The sequence below is a fragment of the Klebsiella sp. BIGb0399 genome, from assembly GCF_003752615.1.
GTDB lineage: Bacteria > Pseudomonadota > Gammaproteobacteria > Enterobacterales > Enterobacteriaceae > Klebsiella > Klebsiella lignicola.
Window position 1 is genome coordinate 258,148 of record NZ_RKHT01000006.1, and the last position, 12,550, is coordinate 270,697.

The window sequence follows — 12,550 nt, forward strand, 5'->3', positions numbered from 1 at the left end:
CGACAATCGAACGATCCGGAATGTAAATTCCGGGATAATAATAATGATGAAATTCCTCTTTGACGGGCCAATAGAAATATTGGCCATTTTTTTACGTCAGCATATCAGGCAGATTTCCTTCCCCGTATAAATGCAGCGCGCCAACGGCGACGACATAGCGCCCCGGCGGCAGCGCCAGCAGCGTCTCGCGCCACGCCAGGTTGCGCTGGTGCATCAGCACATCGTACAGCGACTGGCTGAAGGTGGTCGGCAAAACGGTGGCACCTTTGGCCGGCGGTTGCTCCAGCCACCAGCCGATCATCACCTGCAGAAGACGGGCGTTAGTGTGCCAATGGGTCAGAGTGTCGTCCAGCAGCGCCAGCCCGCCATCCGGCAGGTCGCGCAACAGCGCAATCTGGCTGTCGGTGCCTTCAAGCTCCATCACCCGCACATGATGCTCGCGCGCCGCCATCAGCAACTGGTAATCAATACCGTAATCCGGGCGCAGTCCCAGCTTCTGAGCCTGCGTTGCCTGCAGGACCATGGCGACCTGCCACAACGGCTGGCTGTCAAACAGCGCCGTCGAAAGCCCCATTTCCGCCGCGCGGGCTTCCAGCTCAACGATCTGTTCCGCGGTTAAGCGCTCCGCAAGGGGAGGACAGACGGGAAGGTCGCTGAAGGGGGTTTCGTTGCCGGAAATATCCGCCTCGACGATGAGCGCGTCGGCCTGGCGAATTTTTTTCAGCAGTCTGGCAGGGGGAGGGGACATGTCGCGGGTGCCCATATGGATACTGCCAACCAGATGCAGATAACGCTTTCCGGGAAGGGTGATATCCAAAGCAGGCCAGGAATAAGACGAGCCGACGGCGGCTCGCCACAGCATTTTTATTCGGTTTAACAGGCCCATACGCGCTCCGTAGTGTGAAGCCTTCATGCTAGCGCGTATGGGTTATAACATCTAGTCTTTCGGTTTAAAGCGCAGCAGACGATTGGCGTTGCTGACCACGGTAATGGACGACAGCGCCATGGCTGCGCCCGCCACTACCGGGTTGAGCAGGGTGCCGGTCAGCGGCCATAAAATCCCGGCAGCAATCGGAATACCCAGCGAGTTGTAAACGAATGCCCCCAGCAGGTTCTGCTTCATGTTGCGCAGCGTGGCTTTCGAAATGGCCAGCGCATCGGCAACGCCGTTCAGACTATGGCGCATCAGGGTAATCGCCGCGGTCTCAATGGCTACATCGCTCCCGCCACCCATCGCAATTCCGACGTCAGCCTGGGCCAGTGCCGGGGCATCGTTGATACCGTCGCCCACCATCGCCACCTGGTGTCCCTGACTTTGCAGACGCTTGATCGCATCGGCTTTACCATCCGGCAGCACGCCGGCAATGACCTCGTCAATGCCTGCCTCTTTGGCGATGGCGTTGGCGGTTGTCGGGTTGTCCCCGGTCAGCATTACCAGACGGTAGCCCTGGCGATGCAGGCGAGCCAGCGCGGCGACGCTATCGCTACGCAGCGGGTCACGAATGGCGAACAGCGCAGCAACCTGGCCATCAACCGCCAGCAGTACCGGCGTGGTCCCTTGCGAGGCCTGGGTGGTTATCTCGTGCTCTACCTCGGCGGTGGCAATGTTCTGTTCATTGAGCAGTGCCTGGTTACCCAACAGCAGCGTGCGATCTTCCGCTTCGCCGGTGACCCCCAGCCCGCGCAGGGTCCGGAAGTTATTGACGATCGGCAGCTGGCTGTCGGCCGCTTTATCCAGAATCGCCCGGGCCAGTGGGTGGCTGGAACCTTGCTCCAGCGCCGCCGCCAGGCGCAGTGCGGTGGCCTCATCAATGTTGGTAAAGGTTTTCACCGCCACCACCTGCGGTTTACCTTCGGTGAGGGTACCGGTTTTATCAAACACGATAGTATCCAGCTGACTGGCGCGCTGCAGCGCATCGGCGTCGCGGACCAGTACGCCATATTCAGCGGCGCGACCGACCCCGGAGATAATCGACATCGGTGTCGCCAGGCCCAGCGCACAAGGACAGGCGATAATCAGCACCGTGGTAGCAATTACCAGGGTGTAGACAATTTGCGGCGCCGGCCCGAAGAAGTACCAGATGGCCGCGCTGAACAGCGCAATCGCCACCACTGCCGGCACGAACACGGCAGAGATTTTATCCGCCAGCTGGCCGATTTCCGGTTTGCTGCTTTGTGCCTGACGCACCATGCGAATAATACGGGCGAGGGTGGTCTGGCTACCGACGGCGCTGGCGGTAAAGAGCACGCTTCCGTCCTGAACAACCGTACCGGCATGCAGCGTATCGCCGTCCGCTTTCTGTTGGGGGATCGGCTCGCCGGTCAGCATGGCTTCATCCAGCCAGGCTTCGCCCTGACTTATCACTCCATCTACCGGGACGCGGTCGCCGGTGGTCAGGCGCAGGGTCATCCCCGGCTGCACATCAGCCAGCGGTACGCTTTTTTCGCCTTCTTCGGTGACAACCCGTGCCGACGGTGGCGTCAGGTCGAGCAGTTTTTCCAGCGCTTTGGAGGAGCGCTGGCGGGCGCGGGCCTCCAGCATATGGCCAAGGTTAATCAAACCGATGATCATCGCGCTGGCTTCATAATAGAGATGGCGCGCTTCCATCGGGAACCACTGCGGCCACAGGTTGACGCTCATCGAGTAGAGCCAGGCGACGCCGGTTCCTAGCGCCACCAGCGTATCCATGGTGGCGGTGCCGTTTCTCAGGCTTTTCCACGCGCTGCGATAGAAGTGCCCGCCGGCAAAGACCATCACCGCCAGGGTGACCAGGCCGATAACCAGCCACAGGGAACGGTTATCGTCGGAGACCATCATGTTGTCGCCGATCATCCCCCAGACCATCACCGGGACACCGACCAGCAGCGCGACTATCGCCTGCCAGCGAAAACGTTTCATGGTGGCGATGGCGGTTTCCTGCTGCCGTTCGCGGCGTTCCAGGTCATCTTCGATCGCTTCTGCGCCGTAGCCGGCCTTCTCCACCGCCTTGACTAATTCAGTGGCGGACGCGCTGCCCATAATCAGCGCAGTGCGTTCCGCGAGGTTTACCCGTGCCTGTACCACGCCCGGCACCGCGGCAAGCGCGTTTGATACCCGGGAGACGCAGCTGGCGCAGCTCATGCCGTTGATCAGCAACTGTTGACTGTCATCTTCATCATGGGCTACCGGAAGCTCAGAAGAGGCCGCTGTCAGTGCTTCCGACGGGGTTATCGATTCCGCCAGCGGTTTAGCCTTTGGGTGGCTGAGCTCCGCGCCGTATCCGGCTTTCTGAATGGTGTCGATTAACGCCTCTGCGCTGGCGCTGCCGGTAATGTGCGCTTCGGTGATGGTCACCTCTGCCTGTTCAACGTCAGGACGTTGCTCCAGGCTCTCTTTAACGCGTTTGACGCAATGACCGCAGCTGAGGCCGTCGAGCGTCAGGTCGATAGTGTTAGACATACTAAATCTCCTGTATAATTACCCGGTCAATGACTGACCGAACCAACCCTTTCATCGAGTATTATGAAGGTTAAACCTTCCAGCAAGGGGAAGGTCAAGGTGTTTATGTGGGGGACGTTTTTAGTGTTCCAGCGCAATCGCGCAGACATGTTCTAGAGAGGAAAGGTTGCTGTACAGTTCGGGTAAGGTCATTTTTCTTCTAATTATTACTTTGAGGTTGACCTCTATTTTTCCTTTTTTTAAATCACGAATCGTGATGGCTTCGATAATATTTTTTTGCTGCGTAATACTCTCTATTAGCGTTTTTAAGCCGGATTTTTCATCAAGAATAATACGGATTTTTACTTTACCGGGTGACTGGTTTTTAGTTTGTAAAAAGATGACGAAATAACTGAGCTTGATTGCCAACAGGAATAATCCTGTGGCGAGAAGGGCATGAAGATAAAAACCCGCGCCGCTGGTAATGCCTACTCCTGCGGAAGCCCATACTATTGCTGCTGTCGTCAGCCCGGATATCGCATCATCATGTCGGTGGAGGATCACGCCCGCGCCGAGAAATCCGACGCCGCTGATGATCTGTGCCGCTAGTCGCATAGGATCGCTGCGGATATTGACAGAGATCTCAGCGTAATATTCTGCTGATTGGATCGAGACGATCGTCAGAACGCAACTGGCTACGGAAATAATCACGCAGGTTTTAAAGCCAACCGGCTTACCTTTTGATTCTCTCTCCAGGCCGATGATTCCACCGAGAATAAAAGCCACACCAATTTTGCATAGCGTAATGAAAATAGATTCTCCCCCACCGGATAAGATGGTCGCTAACGTATTCATTTTTCCTCCATAAAAACCTGCCCGCGAAGCGCATGACATTCCTCTTGCCAATGCCGGAACACTAGGTGTTGTAACGGTGAATATAGTGTTCGAGCAGCGCCAGAAGATGGTTGTTATCGATACTTTCGAGAATGCGTATTGTCGTGCCTTGCGGTTCGGGGATACCTACATCCAGGCGCAGACCATCACGCCCATAGCGGCAGGTCATACCGCGAGTGATGCCTTCCAGAGAGACATCGAGGTAATCTTCTGTCGTCGTCGCCATTGTCGGATCAAGTAACCAGGCAACGGTTAAAACATCATGAATCCAACAACCGGGCAGGTTACGGGTTTGCATTGAGTAGGTGATCCACGGGCGAATGGTCTGGGCCAGGTAGCGGCTAAGTCCGTTTTTTACCGCTGTCAGACGATCCAGATCGCTATGAAGCATTTGTGTTTTCGTGGTGACATCCATCGGCACCAGTATGACAGGTGCACCGCTGGTGAGGACGCAGTGTGCCGCCTCAGGATCCAAACCAAAATTTGTGTCCTTTATATAGCCCGTAACGTTGAACACCCCTCCCATGATCACGATGTTTTTAACCTTATGAACGATTTCGGGATAGAGTTGCAGCGCCATTGCCACATTAGTGAGTGGCCCGGTGGCAATCAGTGTTATCTCACCGGGATAATTGTAGATTAGCTCGCCAATGGCTTGAGGCGCCAGAGGCCGCACGGCATGGCACGTTGGTGGCGGGGGGACGTCTGACCATAGCTGGCGTAAGCCAGAGCGATCCACGCCATGGTCGAGTTTTTCGCGCCAGGGGTGCGGGTCTTCTCTAAGGGCTCGGGCGGCGCCGCGGTAAACCGAAACGGAGATATCTAACTGTTGGACGAGGTCTCTGGCGACGGCGTAGCCGGTTTCTACCGGTGTATTACCTGCCACAATGGTGATCATTTCCAGAGTAATTTGCGGTGCGGCAATCGCCAGCGCCAGTGCCAGACCGTCATCGATATTGGCGCCCGGAACACCGTTTCCCGGATCGCAGTCGATAATCACGCGCATGGATTCATTTTCATCTTGTCTCAGGTTGTACTTCATTTCCCTGGCAGCCACACGACTCTCCCACTTGTAAATAAAACTCAAATTCAACGCGGCGAACCTTGCCATCCCAATTTTTCAGCATGTCGACCGCCGCCCGAGCCATTTTGTCGACGGGCTGGCGGACGGCTGTTAAGGAAGGGACGTTGTAAGCCGATTCTTGTGTTGCATTAAAACAGACCAGCGCTACATCTTGGGGAACACGCAGCCCGTGCTCTGCCAGCGCGCGTAAGCAGCCGAGTGCCTGCTGCTCATTAGTGGCGAACAATGCACGCGGAGGATTACCCTGCAACATACGCTTTGCCGCTTCATAGCCTCCAGCCCGCGTATAGTTGGTCGAAAAAATCCAGGCCGGAGTGACAGCGAGCGACGATTCTTCCAGCGCTAACTGCCATCCCCGAATACGATCCTGGGTGTTGAGCATTTCACGCGGGCCACAGATAATGCCGATATCGCGGTAGCCGTGATCGATAAGATGTTTCGTCACCTGCCAGGCCGCCAGCTGTTCATCCACCTGAATAACGCTGACGTTTAATCCAGCATCGACGCGATCTAACATCACGCAGGGGGTGCCGCTTTGCTCAATCAACTCAATATACGGATGCCGGTCAACGCTGGTATAAATCAGACCGTCGACCTGGCGATTGAGCATATTGTTGATCAGTTCACGCTCACGCCCACTGTTGTCGCCAGCATCCCCCAGCAGGAGAACTTTTCCGTCAGCAAACGCTTCGCGCTGCAGGGCGTGTGCCATGGAGGCAATAAACGGGTTTGAGATATCCGGAGCCACAAGCCCATAGGTTTGCGTGCTCCCCGAAGCCAGAGCGCGGGCGATACCATTGGGTCGGTAACCGGTTTTCTTAATCGCCTGCAATACGCGTTGTCGGGTTGCTTCAGCGACGGGGCGTGGACCGTTATTAATAACGTAACTCACGACGGCGACAGATGTTCCCGCCTCTTTTGCGACATCGGAACGTGTTACGCGTTGTGAATGTGATTGGGTCACGAGGCACCTACCTGGTTGAGTTCAGAGCATTCTCTTTTCCGCACAGCATAAGGTGTTGTAACCCAAAAATCTTCGGTAAAGAGCGCACACCCACCGTTCTCTGCGCTCAAATTGCGTCCTCGGGTAAATTGAGATCCCGTCCGCGCGTTTCTGGGGCGAAAAAGGTGGTCACCAGACCAATGGTGGCCATCAATGAGAAGTAGACTGCAATAGGCCACCAGTGTCCGTAGAACGAGAGCAGCGCCGAGGCCACCAGCGGCGCGGTACCGCCCGACATAATCGAGCCCAACTCTTTGGCGAAGGCCATTTTGGTATAGCGGTTAGTTACGCCAAAAAGCTCAACGCCCCAGGCCGCCTGGACACCGAAAATACCCAACGAAGCGAGTCCCATACCGGTAATTATGGTGGGGATAACAATCCACGGTTCACGGGAGTCGAGGAGCATAAAGGCCGGAAATGCGTAAAGGATCAGTAATAAACAAAACCAACGATAGATGATGCGTCTGCCGAAGCGATCGGAAAGCCAACCCGCCAACGGAATAATGGCAAACCCCAGAATAGACGCGATAAATACCGCCACCGTTGGGACCGATTTATCAACCATCAGAACCTTTGCGACATAGCCAATGATAAAGCCCTGAGCGAGGTAGGAAGGGCCATTTTCGCCGATGCGTAAGCCGACCATCATCCAGAACGCACGGGTACGCCGCCAGAAGCTACGAGTGTCGTGCTGTTTCATTTCCTGGCCGCGGAGCAGCGATTTTTCACGTTCAGCTCTGAGAAGCTCTTTTTGGCGTTCAAAGACCGGTGTTTCACGTATATGGCGGCGAATGAACAGCGCCGTCGCGGCGATGAGAATGCTACAGAGGAAAGGAATGCGCCATCCCCAACTGAGCAAAGCATCTTTGTCCATCTGTAATACGATGAGCCAGACCAGAGAAGCCAGTAAGGTGCCGCTGTTGGAACCGAGAGCAATAATGGAAGAGACCAGACCGCGGCGCTTCACGGGGGCGTATTCACCAAGCATCACGGTGCCGCCGGAAAGTTCTGCTCCGGCCCCTAGCCCTTGAGAGAATCGCAGAATAACCAGGCATGCTGGTGCCCATACGCCAATTTGCGCGTAACTGGGAATTAAGCCGATTAACATAGTTGATAATCCCATCAAGCCGATGGTGATCACCATGACAATTTTACGACCGTGCCGGTCGCCTATCCAGCCAAACAGAAGCGCGCCGATGGGGCGAGCAATAAAACCAACGGAATAAGCGGCAAAGCTGGAGAGAAGCGCCATGACAGGGGTGGCTTGTGGGAAAAATACATCGCCAAAGATAATGCCAGCGGCAAGTCCGTAGAGGGCAAAATCGGCATATTCCATTGTCGTGCCTAACCAGCAGGAAAATGTCGCTCGCCAGAATTCCTGGCGCCCTTCGGGTGTTTCCAGACGCTCTTGGGCAGCCTGCTGGCTGTCAGTCAGGGGAACAGAGGATGAATGTGTGTTCATAAGAACTCCTTGAAGTAATCTGTCGACAAAAGTCACAGGTTTTAACTTTTTGAATTCTACTCGCGTAGATATTGTATTTTTCGCATAAATTAATAATTCTACCCGCGTAGAATTAAAAGATAAAAGATTCAAAATTGCGAAAACGATCACTTATAACAGGCGATTGTTACAAAAAATGATGCTCCGGACGCGCTACTCAGAAAAGAGGGCGGTTTTCTGAGACGTTGCGTGGTGGCGATGGAGGGAAGTGGGGTATAATGATGCTCTGTAGGCGGCCAACTGGTGGAGGACATGTGAATATCAGCGATGTGGCAAAAAAAACCGGCTTAACCAGTAAAGCGATCCGCTTTTATGAAGAGAAGGGGCTGGTCACGCCGCCGCTGCGCAGCGATAACGGCTACCGTAGCTACAGCCAACGGCATCTGGATGAACTGACCTTACTGCGCCAGGCGCGGCAGGTTGGGTTTAATCTTGAGGAGTGTCGTGAACTGATCTTTCTGTTTAACGATCCGTCGCGGCATAGTGCCGACGTCAAACGACGGACGCTGGAGAAAGTGGCCGATATCGAGCGGCACATCAGCGAATTGCAAAGTATGCGCAGCCACCTGCTGGCGCTGGCGGAATCCTGCCCCGGCGATGACAGCGCGGATTGCCCGATTATCGACAATCTTTCCGGCTGCTGCCATCGCAAGGCCCAGGCTTAGCCGCGAGGCGTCACGGCGCGGATCCGTAGCGTAATCCCTTCGACGGCCAGCACCTCAATACGGCTGCCGGCGGCAAGGTCTTCATCGGCGATCACCGGCCATGAGCTGTCGCCGATGCGAACATGACCGCGTCCGTTCACCAAAGCATTCTCCAGCATAAAGGTGCGGCCAATCAGCTGATTTCCTCGCTGATTGAGCTGCGCATCGGCGGGCTTCTGTCGCGCCACCTGCCTGCGCAGCCAGTGCGACCACAGCCAGGCTGCCAGCATAGTCAGGGTGGCAAACAGCGTCCCTTGCCACTCCCAGCCGAAAGGTAACATCCAGGTCAACAACCCGGTGATCACGCCAGCGACGCCGCTCCACAGCAGATAGCCGTTGCCGCCCAGCATTTCCGCCGCCAGCAACAGCCCGCCGAGGCTCAGCCAGAAAAGATGCGGGTGGGCAATAATGAGCGCAATCATGATTTTTTCCGTTCGCCGGACCCTTCTTTGATCAATTCACTGATCCCGGCAATCGAGCCCATCAGGCTGCTGGCATCAAGCGGCATCATCACCACTTTGCTGTTATCGGCGGAACCAATTTTCTGCAGCGCATCGGTATATTTCTGGGCAACGAAGTAGTTAATGGCCTGGATATCCCCGGAGGCAATCGCCGATGAGACCATCTGCGTCGCGCGGGCTTCCGCTTCGGCGGAACGTTCGCGGGCCTCGGCCTGCAAGAAGGCCGACTGGCGTTCACCTTCCGCCTTAAGGATCTGCGACTGTTTTTCCCCTTCGGCTTTAAGGATTTCCGCCTGGCGTATCCCTTCGGCTTCAAGAATGTAGGCACGTTTGGTACGCTCGGCCTTCATCTGGGCGTTCATGGAGGAGATAAGCTCCGCCGGCGGGCGCACGTCGCGAATTTCGACGCGGGTAATCTTCACGCCCCACGGGTTGGTGGCTTCATCGACAATATGCAGCAGGCGGGTGTTGATGCTGTCGCGCTGGGAGAGCATTTCGTCGAGCTCCATCGAACCGAGGACCGTACGAATGTTGGTCATCGCCAGGTTGATGATGGCGAGCTGCAAATTACTGACCTCATAGGCCGCTTTTGGCGCGTCAATAACCTGAATAAAACAGACGGCATCGATAGTGACGTTGGCGTTATCGCGGGAAATAACCTCCTGCGAGGGAATATCCAGCACCTGTTCCATCATATTAATTTTACGGCCGATGCGGTCCATAAACGGCACCACCAGACTCATGCCTGGCTGTAGCGTCATGGTATAGCGGCCGAAACGCTCGACGGTCCACTGGTAGCCCTGCGGGACAATTTTTACGCCGGCGATCACAATAACCAGTGCGACAAAAATGAGGACTGGGATAAAAATCAGCATCAAAAACCTCCTGTTTTATAGCCTGATGACGCGCCGGGAAAAAAAGCGCATGTTTAAACTGAGTATATCTTTCTCCTCATCCTGGTGAAAGAAAAGTGGAGTAAACTACCAGAGTTTTGCAAACTTAAGTGGATCAATAATGACGGACAATAACGCTATTTTGCGTCTTGAAAATGTGGGTTTTCGCAGCGATGAGACGATCATCCTGAATAATATCAATCTTCAGCTTCGGGCGGGCGAATTTACGCTGATCACCGGACCTTCCGGCTGTGGAAAAAGTACGTTGCTAAAAATTATCGCGTCGTTACTTAGCCCAACGTCGGGGCACCTTTTTTTTAAGGACCGGGATATTACGACGCTCTCTCCGGAAACTTACCGCCAGCAGGTCTCTTATTGCGCCCAGACCCCGGCGCTGTTTGGCGACTCGGTGTATGACAATCTCATATTCCCCTGGCAGATCCGTCAGCAGCAACCGGACCCTGCGGCGCTGATCGCTGATTTACAGCGCTTCGATCTTGCCGCGAATACGCTAGAAAAATCGATCCACGAGCTTTCCGGCGGTGAAAAACAGCGCGTGTCGTTAATCCGTAATCTGCAGTTTCTGCCGCAGATTTTACTGCTGGATGAGGTGACCAGCGCGCTGGATGAAAACAATAAACGCAACGTCAACGATATTATTCATGGTTATGTGAAGGAAAAAAATATGGCGGTGCTGTGGGTCACCCACGATAGCAATGAGATTGCCCATGCCGATGAAGTGATAACCTTGCAGCCGGCGGCGGGTAATGTTCAGGAGGTGAGCCATGAACGGGCATAATATTACCAATGAGTCGCTGGCGCTTTCGATGGTTCTGGTGTTGATCGCTATTATCGTGAGCTATCGGGAAAAGCTGGCGCTGGAAAAAGATATTATCTGGAGCGTGTGTCGGGCGGTGGTCCAGCTGATTATTGTCGGCTACGTTCTGAAATATATTTTTAATGTTAACCACGTACTGCTGACGTTGTTAATGGTGTTGTTTATTTGCTTTAACGCGGCGTGGAATGCGCAAAAGCGCAGTAAATATATTGATAAGGCCTTTATATCGTCATTTATTGCGATTACCACCGGCGCCGGGCTGACGCTGGCGGTGCTGGTCTTTTCGGGGTCGATTACGTTTGTGCCGATGCAGGTGATCCCCATCGCCGGCATGGTGGCCGGCAACGCGATGGTGGCGGTCGGGCTGTGCTACAACAATATGGGCCAGCGCTTTAGCAGCGAGCAGCAGCAAATTCAGGAGAAGCTCAGCCTTGGTGCCACGCCGAAAATGGCGGCGGCAGGGCTAATTCGCGACAGCATTCGCGCCTCGTTGATACCGACGATAGATTCGGCCAAAACGGTTGGGCTGGTGAGTTTGCCCGGCATGATGTCGGGGTTGATTTTTGCCGGGATCGACCCGGTGAAGGCGATTAAGTATCAGATTATGGTGACGTTTATGCTGCTGTCGACCGCCAGTCTGTCGACGATTATCGCCGGGTATCTGACCTACCGGAAGTTCTTCAACGCTCGCCATCAGCTGGTGGTGACGCAGTTGAAAAAAAGTGCATAAGTTACAGCCCCGGAGGCGGTGCCGGGCTACAGGGTAAGATCCGTAGCCCGGTCAGCGAAGCGCCACCGGGAAGACGTGCGGGGCGTGACGATCAGTACAGCAGGGAATAGAGCTGACGACGGTACTTCGCGGCTAACGCGTCGCCGGTACCCAGCGCGGCAAGGATCTCCTGCAGCATTTTACGAACCTGGCCGTCACCGGCGTCCAAATCTTTCTGCAGATGGCTGAACAGCAGCGCCAGCGCTTCGTCGTTACGACCGACCTGATGCAGCTGCAGTGCCAGTTGGGCCGCCAGGGACGCATCATCGGGATTCTGTTCAACCTGCTGTTGCAGCTGCTGAATTTCCGGGGTGTCCGCGGCCTGTTTCAGTAGTTCAATCTGCGCGACCAGCCCCTGGAAACGGGTGTCCTGATCCTGCATCGGCACGGTTTTCAGCACCGCTTCGGCTTCGTCAGAGCGCTGTAGCTCGATCAGCGTTTCCGCCAGCAGCAGGCCAATCTGGCTATCCTGATTTGACAGCTGCCACGCGTCTTTCAACAGCGGCAGTGCTTCCAGATATTTCTCTTCCTGCATCAGCGCCAGCGCCTGCTGGGCTTTGAGTTCTTCTTCACGCGGCAGGACTTTATCCAGCAGCGCGCGGATGGCCGATTCCGGCTGCGGGCCTTCGAAGCCGTCAACCGGCTGGCCGTTCTGGAACAGGTAAACCGTCGGGATGGAGCGCAGGCCAAACTGAGAGGCGAGCATCTGCTCGGCGTCGCAGTCCACCTTCGCCAGGGTAAACTGACCGTTATATTGCGCGGCCAGTCCTTCCAGAACCGGCGTCAGCTGCTCGCAGTGCTGGCTGCGTGCTGACCAGAAATAAAACAGTACCGGCGCAGTCGTGGATTGTTCCAGCGTCTGGTGCAGGTTAGCTTCGGTGATATTGATAACATTCTGTACTGACATGAGCGCATCTCTTTAGTCGATTTTGGGTATACCCTTCATCCTTCAAGCTGCCTGGGTGTTGGCTGCACCCGTTCACCC

The 12,550-nt window shown here is 55.2% G+C and carries 12 protein-coding genes; 3 read left to right on the forward strand and 9 right to left on the reverse strand.

Annotated elements, in window-relative coordinates:
* Positions 1–91: 91 nt before the first annotated feature.
* The 6 genes from EDF82_RS11875 to EDF82_RS11900 all read right to left on the reverse strand — a co-directional run bounded on the left by EDF82_RS11875 (position 92) and on the right by EDF82_RS11900 (position 7,861).
* Complete coding sequence (locus EDF82_RS11875; protein WP_123755752.1) at positions 92–886, reverse strand: TraB/GumN family protein; 795 nt, start codon at positions 884–886, stop codon at positions 92–94.
* A 51-nt stretch (positions 887–937) separates the two neighbouring features.
* Entirely contained in the window at positions 938–3,439 is a 2,502-nt protein-coding gene (gene copA, locus EDF82_RS11880) for a copper-exporting P-type ATPase CopA (protein ID WP_123755753.1), read from the reverse strand.
* A 120-nt stretch (positions 3,440–3,559) separates the two neighbouring features.
* Positions 3,560–4,273, reverse strand: a complete 714-nt coding sequence (locus EDF82_RS11885; RefSeq protein WP_123755754.1) for an MgtC/SapB family protein — start codon at positions 4,271–4,273, stop codon at positions 3,560–3,562.
* A 61-nt stretch (positions 4,274–4,334) separates the two neighbouring features.
* The gene (locus tag EDF82_RS11890; RefSeq protein ID WP_123755755.1) at positions 4,335–5,354 is read right to left on the reverse strand and encodes a nucleoside hydrolase; all 1,020 of its coding nucleotides are present in this window, start codon (positions 5,352–5,354) and stop codon (positions 4,335–4,337) included.
* Positions 5,329–6,360, reverse strand: a complete 1,032-nt coding sequence (locus tag EDF82_RS11895) for a LacI family DNA-binding transcriptional regulator (RefSeq protein ID WP_123755756.1) — start codon at positions 6,358–6,360, stop codon at positions 5,329–5,331. The genes EDF82_RS11890 and EDF82_RS11895 overlap by 26 nt, the downstream gene beginning before the upstream one ends.
* Positions 6,361–6,466: 106 nt before the next feature.
* Positions 6,467–7,861 carry an MFS transporter gene (locus EDF82_RS11900; protein WP_123755757.1) on the reverse strand — a complete coding sequence of 465 codons (1,395 nt, stop codon included), beginning with the start codon at positions 7,859–7,861 and terminating at the stop codon, positions 6,467–6,469.
* Between the two features lie 293 nt (positions 7,862–8,154).
* Here EDF82_RS11900 and cueR point away from each other — a divergent pair, with 293 nt between their 5' ends.
* Positions 8,155–8,565, forward strand: a complete 411-nt coding sequence (cueR, locus tag EDF82_RS11905) for a Cu(I)-responsive transcriptional regulator (RefSeq protein ID WP_123755758.1) — start codon at positions 8,155–8,157, stop codon at positions 8,563–8,565.
* Here cueR and EDF82_RS11910 read toward each other — a convergent pair.
* Together EDF82_RS11910 and EDF82_RS11915 are read right to left on the reverse strand one after the other, a co-directional pair.
* Complete coding sequence (locus tag EDF82_RS11910; protein WP_123755759.1) at positions 8,562–9,026, reverse strand: NfeD family protein; 465 nt, start codon at positions 9,024–9,026, stop codon at positions 8,562–8,564. The two genes, cueR and EDF82_RS11910, sit on opposite strands and share 4 nt — an antisense overlap.
* Positions 9,023–9,940 (reverse strand): SPFH domain-containing protein, encoded by a 918-nt coding sequence (locus tag EDF82_RS11915; protein ID WP_123755760.1) that lies wholly within the window; start codon positions 9,938–9,940, stop codon positions 9,023–9,025. Before EDF82_RS11915 ends, EDF82_RS11910 begins: the two co-directional genes overlap by 4 nt.
* 139 nt (positions 9,941–10,079) lie before the next feature.
* Between EDF82_RS11915 and fetA the strand changes: the two genes are divergently transcribed.
* Together fetA and fetB are read left to right on the forward strand one after the other, a co-directional pair.
* Positions 10,080–10,757 carry an iron ABC transporter ATP-binding protein FetA gene (gene fetA / locus EDF82_RS11920; protein ID WP_123755761.1) on the forward strand — a complete coding sequence of 226 codons (678 nt, stop codon included), beginning with the start codon at positions 10,080–10,082 and terminating at the stop codon, positions 10,755–10,757.
* Positions 10,744–11,526: an iron export ABC transporter permease subunit FetB gene (gene fetB, locus EDF82_RS11925; RefSeq protein ID WP_123755762.1), complete on the forward strand. Its 783-nt coding sequence runs from the start codon at positions 10,744–10,746 to the stop codon at positions 11,524–11,526. The genes fetA and fetB overlap by 14 nt, the downstream gene beginning before the upstream one ends.
* A 91-nt stretch (positions 11,527–11,617) precedes the next feature.
* Here the strand turns inward: fetB and EDF82_RS11930 are convergent, their stop codons facing one another.
* The gene (locus EDF82_RS11930) at positions 11,618–12,472 is read right to left on the reverse strand and encodes a co-chaperone YbbN (protein WP_123755763.1); all 855 of its coding nucleotides are present in this window, start codon (positions 12,470–12,472) and stop codon (positions 11,618–11,620) included.
* Between the last annotated feature and the right edge of the window lie 78 nt (positions 12,473–12,550).